Annotated in this window: 17 protein-coding genes and 1 pseudogene; 13 read left to right on the top strand and 5 right to left on the bottom strand. The window is 42.0% G+C overall.

Features of this window, described 5'->3' with window-relative positions; all coding sequences use genetic code 11:
• Nucleotides 1-41 precede the first annotated feature (41 nt).
• Nucleotides 42-974, bottom strand: a complete 933-nt coding sequence (locus SY85_RS23170) for a hypothetical protein (RefSeq protein WP_066408288.1) — start codon at nucleotides 972-974, stop codon at nucleotides 42-44.
• 599 nt (nucleotides 975-1,573) lie between these two features.
• On the bottom strand, nucleotides 1,574-1,804 hold the full coding sequence (locus SY85_RS23160) for a DUF3820 family protein (protein ID WP_066408284.1): 231 nt from the start codon (nucleotides 1,802-1,804) through the stop codon (nucleotides 1,574-1,576).
• A gap of 231 nt (nucleotides 1,805-2,035) precedes the next feature.
• Between SY85_RS23160 and SY85_RS25520 the strand changes: the two genes are divergently transcribed.
• The 6 genes from SY85_RS25520 (at nucleotide 2,036) to htpG (ending at nucleotide 11,116) form a co-directional block, all read left to right on the top strand.
• On the top strand, nucleotides 2,036-2,257 hold the full coding sequence (locus SY85_RS25520; RefSeq protein ID WP_148661269.1) for a hypothetical protein: 222 nt from the start codon (nucleotides 2,036-2,038) through the stop codon (nucleotides 2,255-2,257).
• Between the two features lie 224 nt (nucleotides 2,258-2,481).
• Nucleotides 2,482-2,898 (top strand): response regulator, encoded by a 417-nt coding sequence (locus SY85_RS23155; protein ID WP_071892087.1) that lies wholly within the window; start codon nucleotides 2,482-2,484, stop codon nucleotides 2,896-2,898.
• Nucleotides 2,899-3,811: 913 nt separating this feature from the next.
• Nucleotides 3,812-4,066: a hypothetical protein gene (locus tag SY85_RS23150; RefSeq protein ID WP_066408280.1), complete on the top strand. Its 255-nt coding sequence runs from the start codon at nucleotides 3,812-3,814 to the stop codon at nucleotides 4,064-4,066.
• Nucleotides 4,067-4,768: 702 nt separating this feature from the next.
• The gene (locus SY85_RS23145; protein ID WP_066408278.1) at nucleotides 4,769-7,477 is read left to right on the top strand and encodes an AsmA family protein; all 2,709 of its coding nucleotides are present in this window, start codon (nucleotides 4,769-4,771) and stop codon (nucleotides 7,475-7,477) included.
• A gap of 143 nt (nucleotides 7,478-7,620) precedes the next feature.
• Nucleotides 7,621-8,907 carry a cation:proton antiporter gene (locus SY85_RS23140; RefSeq protein WP_226999101.1) on the top strand — a complete coding sequence of 429 codons (1,287 nt, stop codon included), beginning with the start codon at nucleotides 7,621-7,623 and terminating at the stop codon, nucleotides 8,905-8,907.
• 301 nt (nucleotides 8,908-9,208) lie between these two features.
• A complete protein-coding gene (gene htpG / locus SY85_RS23135) occupies nucleotides 9,209-11,116 on the top strand; it encodes a molecular chaperone HtpG (protein ID WP_066408276.1) in 1,908 nt (635 codons plus the stop codon).
• Nucleotides 11,117-11,309: 193 nt separating this feature from the next.
• Here htpG and SY85_RS23130 read toward each other — a convergent pair whose 3' ends face one another.
• Entirely contained in the window at nucleotides 11,310-12,857 is a 1,548-nt protein-coding gene (locus tag SY85_RS23130; RefSeq protein WP_066408273.1) for a hypothetical protein, read from the bottom strand.
• Nucleotides 12,858-13,254: 397 nt separating this feature from the next.
• Here SY85_RS23130 and SY85_RS25515 point away from each other — a divergent pair, with 397 nt between their 5' ends.
• Nucleotides 13,255-13,494, top strand: coding sequence for a hypothetical protein (locus tag SY85_RS25515; RefSeq protein WP_148661268.1), 240 nt, complete (start codon nucleotides 13,255-13,257; stop codon nucleotides 13,492-13,494).
• Between the two features lie 341 nt (nucleotides 13,495-13,835).
• On the opposite strand, the gene cphA is transcribed toward SY85_RS25515, so the two are convergent.
• A complete protein-coding gene (cphA, locus tag SY85_RS23120; protein WP_066408267.1) occupies nucleotides 13,836-16,445 on the bottom strand; it encodes a cyanophycin synthetase in 2,610 nt (869 codons plus the stop codon).
• Nucleotides 16,446-16,580: 135 nt separating this feature from the next.
• Here cphA and SY85_RS23115 point away from each other — a divergent pair, with 135 nt between their 5' ends.
• Entirely contained in the window at nucleotides 16,581-17,468 is an 888-nt protein-coding gene (locus SY85_RS23115; protein WP_066408265.1) for a cyanophycinase, read from the top strand.
• 110 nt (nucleotides 17,469-17,578) lie between these two features.
• Here SY85_RS23115 and SY85_RS23110 read toward each other — a convergent pair whose 3' ends face one another.
• Entirely contained in the window at nucleotides 17,579-17,818 is a 240-nt protein-coding gene (locus SY85_RS23110; protein ID WP_082886664.1) for a KGG domain-containing protein, read from the bottom strand.
• Nucleotides 17,819-18,345: 527 nt separating this feature from the next.
• Here SY85_RS23110 and SY85_RS23105 point away from each other — a divergent pair.
• The 5 genes and pseudogenes from SY85_RS23105 to SY85_RS23085 all read left to right on the top strand — a co-directional run bounded on the left by SY85_RS23105 (nucleotide 18,346) and on the right by SY85_RS23085 (nucleotide 22,605).
• Entirely contained in the window at nucleotides 18,346-18,780 is a 435-nt protein-coding gene (locus SY85_RS23105) for a response regulator (protein ID WP_082886663.1), read from the top strand.
• A gap of 363 nt (nucleotides 18,781-19,143) precedes the next feature.
• The gene (locus tag SY85_RS23100; protein ID WP_066408262.1) at nucleotides 19,144-19,485 is read left to right on the top strand and encodes a hypothetical protein; all 342 of its coding nucleotides are present in this window, start codon (nucleotides 19,144-19,146) and stop codon (nucleotides 19,483-19,485) included.
• Nucleotides 19,486-19,784: 299 nt separating this feature from the next.
• Entirely contained in the window at nucleotides 19,785-20,255 is a 471-nt protein-coding gene (locus SY85_RS23095; RefSeq protein ID WP_066408259.1) for a hypothetical protein, read from the top strand.
• Between the two features lie 188 nt (nucleotides 20,256-20,443).
• Entirely contained in the window at nucleotides 20,444-21,451 is a 1,008-nt protein-coding gene (locus SY85_RS23090; RefSeq protein WP_066408255.1) for a chemotaxis protein CheB, read from the top strand.
• A gap of 117 nt (nucleotides 21,452-21,568) precedes the next feature.
• A pseudogene (locus tag SY85_RS23085) lies at nucleotides 21,569-22,605 on the top strand (chemotaxis protein CheB).
• Nucleotides 22,606-22,825 lie beyond the last annotated feature (220 nt).

Raw genomic sequence — 22,825 nt, 5'->3', positions numbered from 1 at the left:
TACAAATGAGTATCTTAAAAGTAGCTATTTTTCATATTTACTTATTGGTCATTCTTCGCTTGACTCATAAACACATTCAACATATTCATGGAAGCTTGTACAGGGTTTGCATCCCAATCTTCAACAGGGTGAATATCCGTTAGTACAAAGTCTGAAGCACGTAATCTTTTCTGTTCAATGGCAGTTACTTCATATAACATACGATTTTTACCAGCGGCATCATAAAGTACTTCAATTTTTAAAACACCATTTGGTATATCTAAGTAAAATGGATGGGCAAAATTGATCCGGTTGCTGATTTGTGAAGAATACCACGCTATAAGTTTATATGCCACCAACTGACCAGCCTTATCCTTTCCTCCTTTATATGTATAAACCACTTTTTTGCAAGGCAATCCACTAACCACTTCAACTGTATTAAGCCATTGTATATTGTATTGTTTGGCATCAACTTGTTCTTTCTGCCAAGCCTCCTGCAAGTTTTTAGCAGAGAATGTAATAGCAGCTGAATTATTATTATCGTTGGCAATTGCTACCATTTTACCCTTTCCCTCTTGGGTATTCATAAAACTTTCCAAGGTATAATTAAGAGCAAAAGCTTTGGCTAATGCTTTTTCCTGGTCAAAATTAATAGTTGCATAAAGAGGACTCATCATCGCAGCCATCATCATTTGCCCCATTGCTTGTTGCTCAGCGGCTGTCATTTTACCAATTTGAGCCTCTATTTTCTTTGCATACGTTTCGCTTTGCTGTGCGTCTTGTAACCGGCGTAATTGATCTTGAATATTGCCCTTAGAAAAGTCAATTAACGATAGCAACTCATTCATAGGGTTATTAGGAAAAGAAACACGAGTGCGTAGAACACCTTCTGAAATTTGCGGCGGATTTGTGCTATCACTATTATTAGATAGCCTCTTTGCAGATGCAGTTGTATAAATAGAGAATAAGGCAATTAAGAATAAGAGACGCAGCATTTTGATAGAATTAGCTTTAAAAAATTAGAGGATCATTTTATCCCCTGTATAAAGCCGTAAATCTATCTTTTCCTTTTAGCAGATGACAAACAAATAGAACGCAATTTTTAAATTACGTAGTAGTACCAAGGGCATACTGATTATAGCTGATAGTGATCGTTAGTCCAAAAGGTAACAATGCAACTTTCAACCTGCACATTTCAACTACCTTTTAAACAGTTCATAGAATAAATTGCACAATTCACAAAGCTTACCGCTGTTTGCATCCTTGTTTCATAAGAGCTTTATAGCAAACGGACTTCACCCAATGAAACCTACCCTTCTATGGAATCGTTCAAACATATGGAAATGGCCAATTCTTAGAAACTTGCTGGGCAAGTTCATGGGAGCTCCTATATCATCAGGTGTCAACGTTTGTTCGATAAGATTACAAATCACAATAAAGGAAGTTGGGAATAAGTTATCTGCATCGCCCATTTTCAACAGAAACTACAAGAAAGATTTTACAGTTAACGTCGCTGCTTTCATATGAGCGGTATGTTTTGATTCCGAGCCCTATTTTTATAGGGCTCTTTTCACCAGCCTCAGATTATAAAGGTTTACATCTTTTTTAGTGGCTCTAATAAAGCACCCAAGCCGTTTAACTGAATTTCGTAGAGGGTTTGCAACTGCATACCCAGCTTACCTTTAGGAAAGCCTTCCCGGCTAAACCATTCCAAATACGATACTGGTAAGTCGCACAACAGCCGATCCTTGTATTTGCCAAAAGGCATTTTTGTTTTTACAAGGTCTAAAAGAAGTGAAGCATCTGGCTGTTGAGGAATTTGCATAGCTATAAATTACATTAAAAAAGGCCCGCAATATAATATTATAAACTACTTCTCGTTTTTTAGTAATTGATCAGTTTTTTTCCTAATTTTTCATTACGTTACTTTCCCACCACTACCAACTGCCAATCTGAGCGTTTAAGTGTAAAAGGCAATGACTTTTTTTATATTTAAATGTGCCATGTAGTGCAGCTTTATTGATTATTTCTAAATCTATAATAAAAACGAAAACTTATGTTTCACCCCTACCGTTTACCAAACTTCATGGATTATTTGTATGTCCACTACCAACAGCTCTACAATTTGTATTTAGGCCGACTTACAGAACTTTTCCCATCCTCCTCTCCTGACGATAATAATTTATTAATTATTAAAGATGAAACTACGACGGAGGAGAACAACGAATTCATTATGCAACTTTGGAAACGGTTTATTTCCAAACCGGGTTCTAAATAACTGATAGAAACGGGATAGTAAATCCACTTAAAAATTGAATAAGAAAATTACGTGTCGAAAGGTGTGGTAATTAGGTTGCGTTCTACCAAAACCTGCACCAGGAAGGCCACAGCGTAATTTCACCATAGCCGCAACCGTAATTTTACGAGCATGTAATATCTCAGTACAATTACGGTTGTTTTTTATTGGATCAAGCTGTACAATTGTGTTTTAATTCGAACTTAGTGAGAACCCCTATTCGTCTCTTAATTGCAGAAGATCATGCGTTGTTTAGAAGCAGTATTGTTTGGATGTTGAAAAATCTGCACCCAGATATTGAAGTGATAGGCGAGGCGCAAAACGGCAATGATTTAATACAAAAAGCAGAAATCCTCAAACCAGATATTGTCTTAACCGATATCCAAATGCCCATTATGGATGGATTAACGGCTACCAAGATCATCAGAGAGCGCTTTCCAACAATTCAAGTTATTGCGCTTAGCCTCTTGGATGAACCTCAAATGGTAAAGGCCATGCGGGAAGCTGGAGCCAATGGATATCTTTTAAAGCACAGCAATCCGGAGGAGATGTTAAAGGCCATTAGAGAAGTATATGCTGGCGGTAATTATTATGTAGCAGCGGTTGTGCCTTTTCTTTATTAAATAAAAGCAGAGATAGCCTGTTGTTGAAGTCTTTTAAATGTCACGTTAACCAATTTGGCTTCTCTCTTATAGATACGAAACCTTTTTATACAGTTTTATCAGGTCGATCTTATAAAGTCGGCATGTTTTTGATTCCGAGCCCTATTTTCATAGGGCTTTTTTGACCGCGGATTGTTTGGATAGTATGATAAACTGGACTAGCGGACGTGGTGTGTAAGTGTTCCATCACTATTTATCTTTTCTACTTTTTGCCCTGATGTGGCTTTGGACTGCGCTCAGTGTATGGCTTTAGGATTTAGGCTTTACTTTAAGGTATTGGTGTTAGATAAAGCTCTATAACAGCATAACTTTTAGTAGCAACTAAAACATTCAAACAATTGAGTTATAGATTAACAAAGAAAGGTAGCCTTACGACTACCTTTCACCCAATCCTTCTGCACCATCCACCACAAAGTTTAATGCGTTTTATTGCGACATAGGGCCCTGACGATTAAAGTGTCAGTTAACATGTGAACCGCCTGTTTTAATTTAATCCAATGCGTTCATTCTTCTCTTTACATTCATAATCGCTACCTGCATTCGCATCTTTACATTACTGGGGCGGCTCTTGGTTTTCCCCTACATTATTCATTTCTACAACTAACCTATAGCACTACTCCGTATTCATCATCAATTCCACCTATGCTCTATAAATCAAAGACAATGCCTTTACTATGTTCCGCTTACAAATAGGCCTTTTTCTATTGAAAAGAGGATTATTTATTCCCAGGTGTAGAAACCAGACCGCTATTACCATCCACACTGAGGAAGGAATACCTCCCCGGTATACAGAATACGTACCAAGATGTAAAACCAAAGCATTTTTGCTCAACGGCATTTTCTTTGTGACTGCCCACTATAAACCAAGTGAGCTATGCAGTTGAAGGAATTTAGTGTGCTGGAGCAGATAGCCCAACAGGAAATGGTATTAGACGATGGCATTTATTTAAGCAGTCGCCTTTTTATGGATTATACGGTATTACTGTTTCAACTTAATAGTTTTTATGTTGAGCTCTTTTACCCAAAGGATAAAGATAAGTGTGTAATCATTAAGGGATTTGAGGACACCCATGATCTAGAACCTTATTTAAAACGAATTGATATAGCCCCTTTACTATCGAATATTTAATCGAAGAAGGTATAACAGTAACGGAGCTCCGCAACTGGTATGGCGACGGTAGAACGCTGCAGCTTTGTTAGCGTATACTATTTGTCATTTCCTCGCAGTATACTTCGACAGAAGGAAAACACATTGTATTCAGATTGTACTATCTAATGCTTATAGAGTCTTTTGCTTCCAAGTCGCCCTTTCAACCCTATTGTCTTTATCAACATGCAGCTTACACTTCGAGAATTATAGGCTAAGGAACATTTACTTAGAAGTTCATGGATGGTTTAAGCAACAATAAAAAAATGGAGTAGATAGAATGTATTCCGACAGTTCCGTTGGCACAGGAGCAGCCCCTGAAACGAGTTCAGAGTGACAGGCAAGTGTTACTATGATAGCAGTTTGTTGTAAAATCGTAGTCTCTGAGATCCTTCGCTATCGCTCTGGATAACAAAAGCAAGAGGCGTTATGACTAGCAGGCTGGTTGAGCAGGAAAGAGTGAAACCAGACACCTGCAACTTCTTCTGAGCTTATCTGCGCCACCTGCAAGCCACAGTTCCTCTGTGCCCCTCCCTGCCCCAGTATCTCTGTGGTTCCTCTCTCTCTGCACTCCCTGCGCCTCTGCGCGAAACCAACCAGCGCGAAGCGCGCCTTCTACAGGGTACTTTTTTTTGCCTATTTTTGAAAAAGGTCATCTAAATCGACCCGCTAAACCCAATCCCTATGACAGCATTAAAAAAAGGGCTTAAAATCACCGCTATCTCTTTTGTAATCTTATTGGCAATAGCATTTGCAGCCCCTTTCCTCTTCAAAGGCAAGATCATTAAACTGGCAAAGGAAAAGATCAACGAAAACTTGACAGCAAAAGTCGACTTTTCGGATATAGACATTTCCTTCATCCGCCATTTTCCTAAAGTGGCCGTTTCCATAGAAGATCTACAGGTAGTGGGCACTGGCATATTTGCCAAGGATACTTTATTAGCTGCTCAATCTATAGATGTAGCTGTCAACTTCAACAGCCTTCTCAATGGCAAAGAGTATAAAATATACAGTATTACTATTGACGAACCGCGCATACATGCTATTGTAGGAGCAGATGGTAAGGCCAACTGGGATATTACCAAACCGGACACCGCTGCAGCTACACCATCCACCGATACCACTTCCTTTCAACTGGCCTTGCAGCATTATGCCATCACCAAGGGGTTTATCAGGTATGATGACGAAGTTTCCAATATGCACCTGTCCGTTGACAACTTGAATCATGAAGGCAGCGGCGACTTTAGCTCCGATCTTTTCACATTGAAAACATCTACATCTTCCGATGCTATCAATTTTACCTATGCCGCCATTCCTTACCTGGCCAAGGTAAAAACATCGCTTGCTGCAGATATTGAAGTAGATAACAAAACCAACACATACCGCTTTAAAACAGATGACATACATATTAACGCGCTTTCATTAGCTACGGAAGGATTCTTTCAGCTTGTAAACGACAGTACTTATAATATGGACATTGCCTTTAAAGCGCCTTCTACTGAGTTCAAGCATTTCTTGTCTCTTATTCCTGCTGTCTACCAGCACGATTTTGATAAAGTAAAAACAAGCGGCAAGGCCATTTTCAATGGCTTTGTAAAAGGCCGCTACTCTGCCACAGAGCTTCCAGCCTATGCGCTTAACCTAGGCATTGAGAATGGATTTTTCCAATACCCCGACCTTCCAAAGCCCCTACAGAACATCCACCTGGCCCTACAGATTGAAAATAAAGATGGTGTAGCCGATCATACAGTGGTTGACATTCACAAAGGCCACATAGAAATGGACAATGCACCTTTTGACTTCCGCTTGTTGATTAAGAATCCTGTAAGTCAATTGTTTATAGATGCCGCAGCCAAAGGCAGTCTGAACCTTTCTAAGGTTACAGAGTTTGCTAAAATGGAGGCCGGTACTAAACTGACAGGATTACTCAATGCAGATGTAGCTGTAAAGGGAACCATGGAAGCACTCCAAAAGCAACAGTATGAAAACTTCCAGGCGGCCGGCACCATGGAATTGAAAGACTTTCTCTATGCTTCTAAAGATTACCCTGATGGCGTAGCTTTAAACAATCTGCTACTGACATTCAATCCAAAGAATGTTACCTTAAATAATATCAATGGGAAATACCTGAATACCAACTTTGCTGGTAATGGTGTATTAAACAACCTACTACCATATATGCTGAACAACCAACCATTGGATGGACAGCTAACCGTAAAAGCAGACCGGGTAAATCTGAATGACTGGATGGGTGTATCAACAGATACCGCAACAACCACTTCTACATCCAGTACTACCTCAGCTCCTTTCCTGGTACCTAATAATATCAACTTTGATATCAACGCTCAAGTGGATAAAGTTCGTTATGACAAAGTGGACCTAGATAATCTTTCGGGTAAACTACGTATTGCGGATGAAACAGTACACCTGCAAAACGTATCAGCCAACGCGCTGGATGGCAGCATGGCCGTTAACGGCTCCTACTCTACCAAGGTAGACAAACAGCATCCGGATATCAGCATGGCTTATGACGTTAAAGGATTGAACATTGAAAAGACGTTTAATGCTTTCAATACTGTTCAAATGTTAATGCCCATTGCTAAGTTCCTATCTGGCAAGGTGTCTTCTCAAATGAGCATGACAGGAAAGCTGGGTGAAAACATGATGCCTGATCTGAATTCACTAACCGGACAAGGCAACCTGTTGTTATTAGAAGGCGTTCTAAAAAAGTTTGCCCCCGTAGAAGGCTTGGCCCGCACTTTAAATATTAAAGAACTGGAAACCATTACACTCAAAGATGTTAAGAATCGTATTGAGTTTGCCAATGGTAAGGTAGCTATCAAACCCTTTAAGCTGAATGTAAAAGATATTGACATGGAAATTGGTGGCATGCACGGTCTGGACCAATCCCTGGCGTATGGGTTGAACCTGAAAGTGCCACGCGCCCTGATGGGTGATAAAGGAAACCAACTGGTAAACAACCTAGTGGCGCAGGCTAACAAAAAAGGTGTACCTGCCAAAGTCAGCGATGTAGTAGACCTGAATGTAAAAGTAGGTGGCACCTTATTAAAACCAACTTTTCAAACAGATCTGAAACAAGCAGGTAACGACCTTGTTGCTGATCTTAAACAACAAACACTTGATTTTGCCCAGCAAAAAGTAGACAGTACCAAAACCGCAATTAAAACAGCTGTCAAAGACACCCTGCAATCCGTAAAAAACCAGGTGGTGCAAGCAGCTGGCAATGAGATCAAAAACAAGCTCTTAGGTAAGGATACTACTAATCCCACCAACACAGATATTAAGAACAACTTAAAGGAAACCGGTAAGGGGCTTATTGAAGGCTTTAACCCTTTCAAAAAGAAAAAGAAAGAAACTGAACCTCAGCAGTGAGGGGACAACCGTGAGTCGGGAGTCGAGAATCGGCAATCGGCAATGTGATACGGGAAATTTAAAATACCGGCCTTTAAGGCCGGTATTTTCTTTTATATCCAAAGTTCAAGACCAGTTTTCATACAAAGGCACCTTTTTTGGAAGTGCAGGGCGTGGATAGTTATATCATTAGCATAACCCTTATTGGAATTGCGGCATTGGGCATGGCCTGGATGCCGTCTATAACGGAGCGAACCCAAATCTCCTACTCCATTATTTATGTACTATTTGGTATAGCTCTTTACGAATTGGTGGATCACTTACCTAAGCCCAATCCTATACTTCATGATAAGGAAGCCCTACACCTGACAGAATTGGTAGTGATCATCTCCCTAATGGGTACGGGGCTTAAGATCGATCAACCTTTTTCATTAAAAAGTTGGGCGGTTCCTTTCCGGCTGATCACCTTTACCATGATTGTATGTATTGCCGCTGTGACATGGGTGGCTCATTGGTTATTGGGTTTTGATCTCGCCTCTTCTCTTTTGTTAGGTGCCGTATTAGCTCCAACCGATCCTGTATTGGCTTCTGATGTACAAGTGGGTCCACCGTTGGAAAAGAGCAAGGATAACGTTCGTTTCTCCCTCACGGCAGAAGCCGGCATGAACGACGGCATGGCATTCCCCTTTACCTGGCTGGCCATCATAGTAGCAGCCATAGGTATTGGCGGCAGTTCCGAAAACCTGGTTTTATGGTTTACCCGCGATGTTTTGTACCGCCTGGCTGCTGGTGTTGCTTGCGGCGTAGGCATCGGCCTGCTCCTAGCCCGCCTGGTTTTCTACCTGCCTGAAAAGAGAAACTTTGTGGTGATCCGCGATGGCTTTGTAGCAGTATCAGCAACACTTTTAGTTTATGGCTTAACCGAAATGGTAAAGGGATATGGTTTTATCGCCGTTTTTGTAACGGCCATTACGCTGCGCAACTATGAGCTTGGCCATAATTATCACCGCAAGCTGCACGACTTTACCGACCAAATTGAACGCATACTATTAGCCATTGTACTCATTCTTTTTGGCGGCAGTATTGTAGGCGGCATTTTAAAACCCTTGACCTTGCCCATGGTCGTATTCTCCTTTGGTTTTGTACTATTGATACGACCTGTAGCAGGTTTGCTTGGCTTGATCGGCACACGCCATTTACACTTGAAAGAAAAACTGGGCATCAGCTTTTTTGGTATCCGCGGTATGGGCTCCTTTTTTTACCTGGCTTTTGCATTTGAAAAAACCCGTTTCCCGTTGATGCACCAGCTTTGGGCCATCGTGGCATTTATCGTTCTCTTATCCTTAGTGTTACATGGGCTTACTGCCTCCAAAACCATGAAAAAGCTGGAAAGCCAATTTAACCAGCCGCTTCATATCAAAGAAGTAAAGGATAATTTCAGACAAGCATAACCTGTCGCATCAGCGATGATAGTGTCTAAAGCGCCGTCAGTAATCAGAAAGAATGACAAGTCCATGCTGATCAACGGTAAGCTTTACCAGCAAACACCCTAATATTGCTGTCAATCTGACAAGATTCCCCTCTTTGGAACAAGCCTTGATGGGCAAGGACTATTACTTTTTTTCAATAAGGGATGGCGTAATTAGTGGACAGTGGACAGTTGGCAACTATCAACAGCCAGTTGTCATCAGATAAACGCACTACTTAATTTAAATTGATATAACTCTAATAACAAAGAACAAATCATATACTATGGTACAAGAGAAAGGATCCATTTCCATTCATACCGAGAATATTTTCCCAATCATTAAGAAATTCCTGTACTCGGATCACGAGATCTTCCTGCGCGAGCTGGTAAGTAACGCTGTAGATGCTACCCAAAAAGTAAAGCGTCTTTCTTCTTTAGGTCAATATAATAAAGAGCTGGGCGACCTGCGCGTAATTGTTTCTGTAGATGAGAACGCAAAGACCATTACCATCTCAGATAGAGGTATTGGTATGACCGCCGAGGAGATCAAGAAATACATCAACCAGATCGCTTTTTCTGGTGCTACCGAATTCATGGAGAAGTTCAAAGAAGCCAAAGATGCAAATGAGATCATTGGCCGTTTTGGTATGGGCTTCTACTCTGCCTTCATGGTGGCTGACAAGGTAGAAATTCAAACCCTGTCTTACCAGGAGGGTGCAGAACCTGCCCGTTGGATCTGCGATGGCAGCACCGAGTTTGAGATCACAGATGGCAACCGTACAGAAAGAGGTACTGATATTATCCTCTATATCAACAGCGAGAACGAGGAATTTTTAGAAAAGCACCGCATCCAGGAAATTCTGGACAAGTATGCCAAGTTCTTACCTGTACCTATTCAGTTTGGTACCCGCACCACCAGTATGCCTGATGGTGAAGATGAGCAAGGTGAAACCAAGTACAAGCAGGTGGAAATTGATAACATCATCAACAACCCCAACCCTATCTGGACCAAACAGCCTTCTGAGCTAAACGATGAAGATTATCTGAACTTTTATCACGAGCTGTATCCACTGGCAGAAGACCCACTGTTCTGGATTCACCTGAATGTAGATTATCCTTTCAACCTGACAGGGGTATTGTACTTCCCTAAACTGAAGAACGAGTTTGAATTCCAGCGCAACAAAATCAAATTGTTCAGCCGCCAGGTATTCATTACCGACGAAGTAAAAGATATTGTTCCTGAGTTCCTGATGCTGTTACACGGTGTTATTGACTCTCCGGATATTCCATTGAACGTTAGCCGCTCCTTCTTACAAGCTGATAGCAATGTAAAGAAGATCAACTCTTACATCACACGTAAAGTAGCCGATAAACTAGGTGAGCTTTATCGCAAAGACCGCAAAGCCTATGAAGAGAAGTGGAGCGATATTGGCCTGTTTGTAAAATATGGTGCTATCAGCGAGGAGAAGTTCTATGAGAAAGCTAAAGACTTTTTATTGTTAACCAATACCAAGAAAGAGTTTTACACCTTAGACGAGTATAACGAGAAAGTAAAGGCGCTTCAAACAGATAAAGAAGGTCGCGTTGTATACTTATATACTAACGATGCTGAAAAGCAAGATGCCTTTATCCAATCAGCACTTAAGCGTAGCTACGATGTGCTGGTAATGGACTCACCTTTAGACAACCACTTTATCCAGCACCTTGAAACGAAGTTAGAAAAGGTATCCATCAAGCGTGTTGATGCAGATGTACTGGATCGCCTGATTCAAAAAGATGATAGCTTAAGCCATGTGTTGACAGAAGACGAGTCTAACAAGGTGAAAGAGATCTTTGAAAAGGCTATCAACAACAGCAATATGAGTGTAACGGTAGAAGGCTTATCGGCCGATGAACTGCCAGTTACCATTACTATGGAAGAATGGATGCGCCGCATGAAAGAAATGGCTCGTATGGGCGGCGGTGGCATGCAGTTCTATGGTGCATTGCCCGACACTTACAAAGTAGCCATCAATGGAAATCACAAGTTGATCAACCGCATCTTAAATGCCGGCAATGAGGCACAGCAAACAGCTTTAGCAAAACAAGCTTTCGATCTGGCCTTACTATCGCAAGGCATGCTGAAAGGAGCTGACCTAACAGCATTTGTTGAGCGCAGTGTTAACATGATTGGAGATCAGGATAAGGCTTAATGGTGAGTGGTGAGTGATGAGACGTGAGTGATGAATGGTGAGTGGGTTTCTGAAAGAATAATGTTAGCTTATAAATAAAAGCACTCCTTATTGGGGTGCTTTTATTTATACAATTTATACTTAGTTCTAAAATACTGTTTCTCGAAACAACAACCGCTGTGACCTAAGTTCCCCTTTAGGAGACAGCGGCAACTTAGCGACGATGCTTGCGCTGGCGATACTTTTCAGCAATCACCACGGGCATTGGCTTGTCATTAATTTTACTTTCCAGCCAGGAGATAATATCTAAATAAGCAAAAGATCGGGTTTCATGACGATTCTTTTCCAGTCCCTTGATCTTATCCAATAATTTCTGAAACTCCGGCCTAAGCTGGCGAGGTGATAAAGTAGTGTTACGCAAAAACTGGAACATGTGCTCTTCTACCTTGGTCAGCGTCTCCATTTTCGACATAAAGCGATACACAGAGCGAGTCAGGGAATCCAAGATTTCAAAGTTCCCCAGCTCATAGTGCGACATCAAATACAACAATCGCGCATAGCATTGTAGGTCATTACGCAAGTCTACTTTCCAGTTAATGATTTGCTGAACGTAGTCGATAGCCTTGCTGTAGTTACCATTTCCAAAATATAAGGAGGCTATTTTATAATAAAATACCAGGATGCGGTGCCGGTCCAGGAATGGATGATACTCTTCCAGTTTTTCTTCTATAAAAGGCACCATCTTCAACCCTTCTTCAAATGTGCCTCTCATAAAATGCCGGTTAAACCGGGCAATATTGAGGTAAATAAAGGTTTGAATACGGGTATTATCGTGTTGCTGGCAAACAGCCGTTTCGGAAAAAGCCTCAAACTCCTGCAGGGTACGCTCAAACTGGTAATCATTACGCAAATCAAAATGCGCATTCAATAAGTTATGCAACCCCTTAATATAATGCCCTGTTTCAATTTCAATCATGAAGGATTGCTCGGCAAACAGGTCCACCCACTTCTGCGTATAGCGGTAGTACATCAGAAAATCCTGACGGATAAAGGCATACCAGCAATAGCTTTGATAAAGGTATAAACGCTCGTAGAAACCTGTAAGCTCAAAGGGCTTCTCGGGAAGATGGCTGCGGAAGAAGGCCTTGATATCTTCTTCATCGTTCTCATTACGGGCATGGCCATTCTTTACATACCAGCTGTATAGCTGCAAGGCCAGGTTTGACAGCTGCGTAATAACGCGGCGCTTTTCATGAATATCATTGGCCTCAATGGCCAACTGATCAGCCCTGTCCTGTATACTGCGCGTAATGTGCAGTGTTTCTATTTTCTTTTCTAATGAAATGATCTGTATCAAGAAGCTATCCTGGTTGTATAACCGCGCCTGTTCTTTCAAACGATCTAAGATCTTCAGGCTTTGGTGATAAAGCCCCTTATTGTAGAGAATACGGGCAAAATCCAGTTGCTCATGCAGCTGGATGTCAATATTATCATCAGTCTTCAGCAGACGAAGGCTGGAAAGGATCTCTTTATATAAATGGGCTTTCAGGTTAGAAAGCTGCTGCTTTTTTACAGCCGGTACTTTTTTAAGTAAAAGGGTTTCATCATAATCACTCAGCTTGTCCATAGCATCAAATAACTGAATGACTTTCAGGTCCGCATTACCCGAATTTCGGGTAATGTAGAGCTTAAAAGCACGTTTTTCGGCTTTTTGAAGCGATTGTACCAATTGAAACACAGTATCTATAGAACGGTTGGGCATCGTAACTCCTTTCGACTAAAACTCAATACCAGCAAGGGTTTTAACAAAACAGAAACCCTTTGCAAGTTGTAAAACAAGATATAGATTGTATGAAAATGGTGTCCGCCGCACTTTATTTTTGTGCTATCAAGTTCGGCAAACAGGTAAGCAAACCTAAACGCCACTGATTCAAACGCGACTTTAAGTTTTTTACATTCATATAGCAAGCAATCGTTTACGCCCGCTGTTTCTACAGATGGGCTTTTTTTTTGCCTGTCAAAAGTAGCCAATAATCCCTAAAACTATATTATCTAACCGTTAGCCTTTCCCTTCTTTAATAACTTGTTAGTAATTGGGAACAAGTTTTGAAGCAGAATGTTAAAGCCAGTACTGTTTTTCCAGCTTCAACTCATTTTAAATGTTTACACTTGTAAGCCACTGCCATTATCAGAACGAAGAAATGTATTGCCCTACCTGTGGCTGGCAGGGTCATGGCTTTCAGCTTAAAGAAAGCGAAGAGATCGAGCCGTTGCACATCCGCGAGGTTTACTGCCCCCATTGCAACCGCTATATGGGACAATATTCTACCATCCACGATCAGCAGGATGAGGAAATTTTTCCGGCGCCACCGACTATTGATTGGTTTGATGCATGCTAGAGGGAAGCTGCAAGCTTCACGCTGTAAGCTCCAAGCAAAACAGCCCATTGTGAAACGTGGGAGGTGATGCTTGAGAGGGAAGCTGCAAGCTATACGCTGCACGCTGCAAGCCAAACAGCCAAACAGCCAACCTCTTTATAAAACAAAAGCACTCCTATTCAAGGAGTGCTTTTTTATTTTCCTTTCTTTTTTAAGTGCACCTTGAACATTGAGCGTTGAGCATTGATCATTTCCCTCCTTATCTCCTTCCACTCTTTTCTTTCTCTTAGCTTCCTTCTTCCTTCATTATTCCTTGTTCCTTGTTCAATATTCTGCTTGCCCCTCGCCGCGCAGACCTCCCTCTACGCCGACATCTTTTGCTCCATGCGCGCTTTCTGCCTTTGGGAGATGTGGTGAAACACCTTATCCACCTTATCAACCAATACTACCACCAAAGAATCGGGCTTGCCCAGAGAGAGGGCATAGTCTACCGATTCCACTTCGCCTGTGGAGAATAACACCTTGGTATTTCTCTTTACACTTTGAATACCAGCCCGCAATAGTGAACCAATCTCAAAGTCGGTTCTACCACGCAAATCATCGTCATAGCGAATGATAACGGTATCAAAGACCAGAGCCGCTTCCTTCCCTAAGGCTATAATATCTTCATTACGCCGGTCGCCTATACCTGTTACAATGCCTATCTTTTCTGTAGCAGGTATATCCTTTAAAAATTCGCCTAATGCCCGCACGCCATGTGGGTTATGCGCATAATCCATCAGTACTTTAAACTCCCCAAAATCAAAGAAGTTCAGTCTACCCGGAGTTGTTTCCGGCGAGCTGATAAAGTTTCGCAAACTGCAGCGGATAGCTGGCATACTAAGGTTTGATACATAGGCCGCCAGCGTTGCGCCCAACACATTGGCAACATTAAATAGCGCTTTCCCTCCATAGGTCAATGGTATATTCTCTACTAATTCCACTGGAATCAAGCGGTTGCCATCTCGGATCATAAGATATCCTTCATCTAGGATAGCTGCCAATCCGCCTGCCTCGCAATGCTTCTGTATGCGCACATTATCCGCATACAAAGAGAACAGGGCAATGTTGCAAGACAGTTCTTCTTTCATGGCATACACGAGATCATCATCAGCATTCAAAACAGCATAGCCATGCCGTTTTACACTCTTAGGCACAACCGCCTTCACACGGGCCAGTTGCTCTAGCGTGTCTATACCATTTAACCCCAGGTGATCTTCTGCCACATTGGTCACTACGGCACAATCACATTGATCAAAGGCCAATCCAGAGCGTAAAATACCGCCACGGGCACTTTCCAGAACAGCAAATTCTATGGATGAATCTTTCAGCAGCACTTGTGCAGAACCTGGCCCTGCACAATCACCTTTATAAATACGCTCTGTGTTAATGTAAATACCATCAGTGTTGGTATAGCCGGTATTGAATCCAGCCTGCTGCGCCATGCGGGCAATCAGGCGTGTCGTGGTGGTCTTACCGTTAGTGCCAGTTACCGCTACTATTGGAATCCGGCTATCGCCATGCGGGAACAGCATATCTATTACAGGTGCAGCTACATTACGAGGGTGCCCATACGTAGGTTCCAGGTGCATGCGGAAACCGGGTGCGGCATTCACTTCTATAACAGCACCACCATTTTCAACGATTGGTGTTTCTATATCAGGTGCCATAATATCAATACCGCAAATATCCAGGCCTATGGTTCGCGCAATACGCTCAAATAAAATACGGTTGGCCGGATGTACCCAATCTGTTACATCAGTAGCTGTACCACCAGTACTTAGGTTAGCTGTTGCTTTCAACCATACTTCCTCTCCTTTTGGCGGTACTGCTTGCACAGTATAATTTCTTTTGGCCAGCAATTCATCTACCGCATCGTCAAGAATAATCTTGGTTAATACATTACAATGGCCATCACCACGACGGGGATCATTGTTAGCTATTTCTACCAACTCCCGAATGGTATGTCTACCATCCCCTATAACGGCGGCGGGCGTACGCCTTGCTGCAGCCACAAACTTGTAGTCAATCACCAACGCACGGAAGTCACACCCCACAATGTATTTTTCTACTATTACTTTTGGTGCGTGTTGTTTTGCACGCTTAAATCCTTCAACAGCCTCGCTTTCTGTCTTTATATTGATAGCAGCTCCTTTTCCTTGCTGCCCATCTAATGGCTTTAACACTAATGGATAACCGACTTCCTGAATGGCATTGGCTAGCTCTTCTTCTTTTTCTATGATCACACCAGCAGGAACAGGTATCAGGGCATCGGCCAGCAAATGTTTGGTCTCATGCTTATTACAGGCTTTATCGGAAGCCAGACAGCCAGTAGTGTTGGCAACGGTAGCCTCTATGCGCTTTTGATTGGCGCCATAGCCCAATTGTATATAGGCATTATCATCCAATCGCATTACAGGTATACGCCGCTGCAACGCTTCTTGTACAATCGAGTGTGTACTAGGGCCAAGCCGGTTGGCCTGCCATACTTTCTTTATAGTAGCTATTTCTTCTTTAATAGAACAAGTTTCTCCACGATGACAGTTCTCAAAAATCCTTATCGCATTTTGAGCCGTAATGCGTCCAACCTCTTCATCTGTATACTCAAAGACTATGGAGTAACAATCCGGCTTGTTAGCCGCTTCTACAGCATAATAAGTTACAGGCATACCAGCAGCTTGCTGCAGCCCAATAGCCAGCTGGGCCAGGCATTGCGCTAAAGAAGTAGCTGCATTATTGTCTTTTATTAAAAAAGCAGGAGGCTCTGTATTGGAAGCTATAAATAGTTTTTGTAGTTGGTTGCAGGTATCATTTATAATGGTTTGTGATAAGAATTGAGTGTTGCTAAAATTGACATTCATCACTATGAGTTGGTGATGCTTGGTGGACCAATAATTGGGCCCACGCAATACAATCATATTGTCGAGTAGCATGCATTCCCTCCTGGGTTTTTTATTCCTTCTTCCAATTAAATCTTTATGCCAAATTTCTATTGCGTGTATTTTCCTTTTGTTAAACACGGGTGGCATGCTTTTTCGAAACACTGCTTTTTAATACACCTTAATTTTATGACTCATCCAAAAGGTATACTGGTAGCTATTGGCGGCGCAGAAGATAGAGGAATAGACGACCAGGAAAGACAAGAGCATGAACTGGATTTTACGAAGTATGGTATTTTAAATGCCGTGGTGGCACTAGCTAAGAAAAAAGCACCCGTTGTTGAGGTCATCACAACGGCATCCTCCATTCCTGACGAATATTATGCTCAATATGAAGAAGCCTTTAAAAAATTAGGGTGTAAGCAAATTGGTCATTTAAAAGTTTGTAAGCGGGATGCCGCAGCTAATGACGAGTTGATCAAGCGTATTAACGAATGTGATATTGTCATGTTCACCGGAGGTGATCAACTACGCTTGTGTTCTATACTAGGCGGAACAACCATATTGGAAAGATTGAAAGCTCGCTATATGGATGAAGCTATTGTGATAGCCGGAACCAGTGCCGGTGCAGCTGCTATGAGCAATAACATGATCTGTGGTGGTAACCCCACACGATCTTACTTTAAAGGACAAGTGATGTTTAGCCTGGGCTTTGGTTTTCTCAACAATGTGATTATAGATACCCACTTTGATAAACGTGGTCGTTTTGGACGATTAGCGCAGGCTATAGCAGAACAACCTGGTGCTATTGGCTTAGGATTAGGTGAAGACACAGGTGTTATCATTGAGAAGGGATGCCTATTTAAAGCTATTGGTTCTAGTAGTGTAGTGATACTAGATGGCAGTAAAATACACTTCAATAATATTTCAGAGATACGCGATGGCATGCCGATCTCTATAGGCAATATGATTGTGCACCTGTTGTCGCATTCCGATGTTTTTGAAGCGGATAAGCGTAAGTATACAGGCGTAACGTTTGAAGAGCACGGCATTAATAAAGGGGTGCTGAAGAGATAGAAATACCTCCTATAGTATACACCAATACAAAGTGTAGCGAAGTAAAAGCCAGGTACATGCCCCAGCTTTTACTTAGAATTTTCAGATTAATGTGACTTAGTGAACTCTATTTATAGAATACCCTCATTTGGCCCTCTACTTTCAGCACCACCCTGACGGCTGTTACGAGAACGCTCTCCGCCTTTACGGCCAGCCTCACGGGCTTCTTCAGATGTCCAACGATGAGCAACACCTTGGCGATGGGCTGCTTTTCCACCCTCTCTTGCTATTTCACGTTGTCTTTCTCTATCCATGGCAGCAAAGCCTCTTTTAGACTTCTGTTGGCCCATTTCGTTCTGATTCTCTCTCATGATGATTGTTTTACTGGTTAATAAATCAAATGTGTTAAGGGTCAACACAGGGAGGAAAAAAGCACTAACAGTATTTTTCAAGAGACAGATTTGGAAATGGCTATACTTTCTACTAATAAAAAAAGTGCCGTAATGAAATAGGGGGATTTTTGCTTAAAAAGGACTGGAGCTCTACTAATATACCCCAAAATGATGAGCTATGCAAGTTTTTTTGCGTAGCAGAGTCTACAGCAGGGATGCGTGCCAAATTGTGGTATAAGTTATTGACAACCTATTACCTCATGTTTGCTAAATGCGCTGTCTTTACAGCTGTGGATAATGAACCAGCCTGTCCCTTCTAAATGTTCCGCTATATTTAATTGATTATCAAATCGATGCATAAGCTCAACAACTGTTTTTCAACATTTATCAATTAACAATTATTAAGAGTTTTTTCTTACCTACTCTGTTAATTTCAAATATCTTTGCGGCGCGCTTTTAAAAACTAATCCTGTCCCATCATTTAACTACTAATAAATTCTACAAATATGATGCTACCCAATGTGGTTCTTTTTATAGATGATGATGCGGATGACCAGGCTATTTTTAATGAAGCCACTGGTCTTATTGATCCTACCATACAGCGTCAGTTTGCCTCTAATGGTTTAGAAGCCTTAAAACTGCTGCGCCAGGAAAATGCTGTGTTACCCGACCTTATCTTTTTAGATATCAATATGCCGATCATGAATGGTATGGAATGCTTAGCAGAGTTAAAAAATATAGATACACTGCGCCATATACCTGTTATCATTTGTTCTACGTCTGCCTATACAGGTGACCAGGAAAAATGTGAAGAGCTAGGCGCCGACTTTTACTTAGTTAAACCCAACACTTTACTTCAGATGAGTACGGCGCTGCAGTTTGTATTTTCTAAATACCAAGGAAAGAAAATAGCAGAACCAGAACAGGTGGTGGCAGCCTAATTTGTCTGAACCGGGATTTAGAGAGAATAAGGAGAACTAGGATTTTTAGGATGGAGAAGGGTTATGAGAAGAAGAGTTGACAAGTTAACAGGTTGACTAGTTTATAAGTTGACAGAGGATGTGCTGCAGATGACGCAGATATCGTTTCAAGTTTCTGATGTCAGGTTTCATTCCTCCCTTCTCAACCAGACTGCCAATCATAATGCCTCTTGCTTTTGTCATCCCGAGCGATAGCGAAGGATCTCAGAGACTACGGCTATAAAACAAACTGCTATTCATATTGTCTCTCGCTGTCATGCTGAACTTGTTTCAGCATCTGCTGTTGCCTAAAAGGGAGAATAAGTACATTTCAACCTCTTCACTTTGAGAGCATTTTTCGGCTCTGATTATTACGATTTTATTTTAGGATTTATGGATGCCGGTAGGAGGAGTGTAGGAGGATGGTGGGAGGATGGTGGGAGCAGTAGTGAATGTGGAAGGCAGGTAGAGGGCTTTAGCAGTGCAGATGGTACGGACTTACCTACAGAAGAGGTACAGATTAGGTACAGGAGAGGTACAAGAAACCTGGGAGAGAGGAGGGAGAGAATAATGAACAAGGAACAAGGAATGATGAATATAGAAGGGAGGAAATGTTCAATGCTCAATTTTCGATACTCAATGTTCAATGAAGAGAGATGGAATTGGGAATTAGGGTATTGGGATTAGGAGAAAGCCGGGGCTTTTGGTTTCACGCAGAGACGCGGAGGGTTTAATGATATTAGAAGTGGCCTACATGTGTATAAATAAAGAGGGTGCAAGGTTTTGAAAGGGGCATTTAGTTGGGTAGATTTACTAAAATATTTAGCATACATTCATCAACAATTCATCCGTAACAAGCACCCGTACACCATGGCAAAACAAGTAGGCCCCGTCTTCATTACCGGCACCATTGATGGCATCATCTTTTATAAGTTAGGCAATACGTATTACCTGCGCTCCAAGGGGATTATAAAAGCGCTAAAAAGATGCGCAAGGATCCTAACCTCAAGCGCACGATGGCCAATGCCGACCGGTTTGGCGTGGCCTCCAAAATGGTGAAGCGCGTATACTACCGCCAGCTTCCAGGGACCGTGCGCAAACCCGGCTTGTTTGCCAGGCTAACCGGCATGGTAAATAAGTGGTTGTACCAGGGCAAGACCAAGGAAGAAGCACAGGAATTACTGATTGCCTACTGTCATACGTTAATTCCAAAAACCTCAAATAAAACCACAACCCCACCTATTGCATCAACTAATGAGAAGACGTCATTACCTGAAAATAGGTCAACCGTAGCCGTTACACCAACTCCTTCGCTGCACGCTGCTTCAACCCGTAAGCATAAATCCAAACAAGCACGCTACCTCTCCCACTGGAAGGTGAAGCAGAATGGAAAACTCCATGTGCCTAAAGCAAAGCACACAAGGCTGCCGACAAGTGCGTATACAGATGGCACTTGATTATCGTAAGATGTTCGCAAAAGAACTTACAAGCTTACTTGTTTCATGCAACTAGCAAATAAACTTGTCAACTTTTCAACTCGTCAACTTGTCAACTTGTCAACCTGTTAACCCAGGAACACCTATGCTTTTTGTTAATCACTAACTGAAGACTACATCGGGGCATAGCTATTGCTGCAAAATAAGCAATGGAAACAGCAATCGAACGCCCTAAGTTTTTAGTTGTGGTGGGAGCCTCTGCGGGTGGGTTAAACTCAATCTTTGAATTATGTGCTCAATTAAATGAAAACATAAACGCAGCCGTTTGCATTGTTATACACTTACCTCATATTTCGGCTGAGGAGATCCTGATACAACGGCTGCAACGTAACAGTGGGTTTAAATGTAAGATGGCAGAAAACGATGAGGTTGTTCATAAAGGCACCGTATACTTTGCTCCTCCTGAAAGACATTTATTAATTAAAAATGGGCATATTTTATTAGGCCAGGGCCCACCTGAAAATCGTTGGCGCCCCTCCATTGATGTACTATTCCGATCTGCCGCAGTAGCGTATAAAGGTCGATCGATAGGTATTATTCTTAGCGGCCTGCTGCAGGATGGTGCTGACGGCATGATGGCAATTAAAGAATGCGGGGGTACCTGCATCGTGCAAAACCCAGAAGAAGCAGAGTATCCCGATATGCCAAATGCAGTTTTAAATATTCTCACCCCCAACTATTGCGCATCACTTTCCGACATGGGTATTTTATTAGAAGAAACAACAAACGACGGCATCAATGCTGGTGTAACTGTACCGCCAAGGGTTTTGGCAGAAGCAGAAATAGCCGAACATGTAGCGCTGGGAATAGACAATGTAAAACCGCTGGGTGAACAAAGCGAGTTTACCTGCCCTGATTGTGGAGGTGTATTATGGGAAATGAACGATGATGGACTTATACGCTATCGGTGTCATACCGGCCACTTGTTTAATCAAGACGAGTTACTGATCCGTCAAACAAAAGCCCTGGAAGAAACGTTCTGGATTGCATTGCGTATGATGGACGAACGACGGTTTTTGCTTCAAAAAATAAGCGAGGAAGAAACACGCAGAGGCTGGGTGCGCAGCGCCGAACAAAAAAAGTTGCGTATACAGGAATTGAACAAACACATCGACCGTTTAAAACAATTGTTATTCAGTACACAAGACAATCCATAAAGCCTGCATCATTTTGTAAGCCCAGCATTTAGATAATTCAAGCTTATTCTGTTTTTTTTCGTACTTTATAGTAAGAGTTGATCATAAGATACATATCAGTACAAAACGTTTACTGCTATGCCTAACCGAGATATTATTGTTATAGGCACATCGGCAGGAGGTGTATCTGCTTTAACAGACCTTGTTGGTTCGCTACCGGTAGATCTGAACGCTACATTATTTATTGTACAACACATCCTTGCCCACTCGCACAGCAACTTGCCATACATACTAAACCGTAGTGGATCTTTATTTGCAACACATGCCATAGATGGTGAGCGCTTTGAAAAAAACCGGATCTATATAGCTCCTCCCGACCATCATATGATCTTGGAACAAGACCATATCTTAGTAAAAAAGGTCCAAAAGAAAACCGCTTCCGGCCATCTATTGATGCTCTGTTTCGTTCAGTAGCCTATGAGTATGGTCCTCGGGTTATCGGCATCATCTTATCTGGCTTATTAGACGATGGTACTTCCGGTCTTTGGAACATCAAGCGTTTTGGAGGAACTGTTATTATTCAAAACCCACAGGATGCCGAATTTCCGAGTATGCCAAATAATGTTTTAGAACAAGTGGAGGTAGACCATATTGTTGCCATGAAAGATGTAGGCTCCTTACTGATTTGGTTAACCAAAGAGGAGGTTGTTTATAAGAACAACATTACGCAACAAGAGGCCAAACGTGTTCGTTTTGAAACAGAAATTGCTTTACAAAAAAATGCTTCAGGTATGGGAGTTTTAGGCTTGGGCAAACTAACACCATTTACATGCCCGGAATGTAACGGTGCATTAACCGAAATTAGAGAAGGCAACCTGATCCGCTACCGCTGCCATACGGGTCACGGCTTTACAGCAGATGCCTTATTGGCCGGATTAACTGACAAGATAGAAGGCAACACCTGGCAAACTATCAAGGGCCTGGAAGAAGCCGTATTGCTTTATGAACAAATGGGACACCAACTGAACAATCAAGGGAAAAAGCTAAAAGCCGAGGATTTTTTCCGTAAGTCCAGACAGTCGCACCAACGAGCGGAATGGCTACGCACCTTTTTTCTCCAAAAATTAGAAAAGGCAGAAACGGCAGTCGAAAAGAAGCAAGAAGAGGAGATATGAGAGAAGCGGTAAGCTGCAGGCTGCAAGCTACACGCCAATTATCGTGAGACGTGAAACGTAAAACGTGAGAAACCTCACCCCAGCTCTCTCCTAAAGGAGTGGGAGCGCTAACACACAAAACCACAAGATCAAGCATTTTTTAAAATGTAAAAGCACTCCGCAATTGGAGTGCTTTTACATTTATCAATTCCTTCTCTCTTCATTGTACCTTGAACATTGA

This window comes from Flavisolibacter tropicus (assembly GCF_001644645.1).
GTDB lineage: Bacteria > Bacteroidota > Bacteroidia > Chitinophagales > Chitinophagaceae > Flavisolibacter > Flavisolibacter tropicus.
The sequence above is the reverse complement of the archived record's forward strand: the minus strand, read 5'-3'. Positions and strand labels throughout refer to the sequence as shown.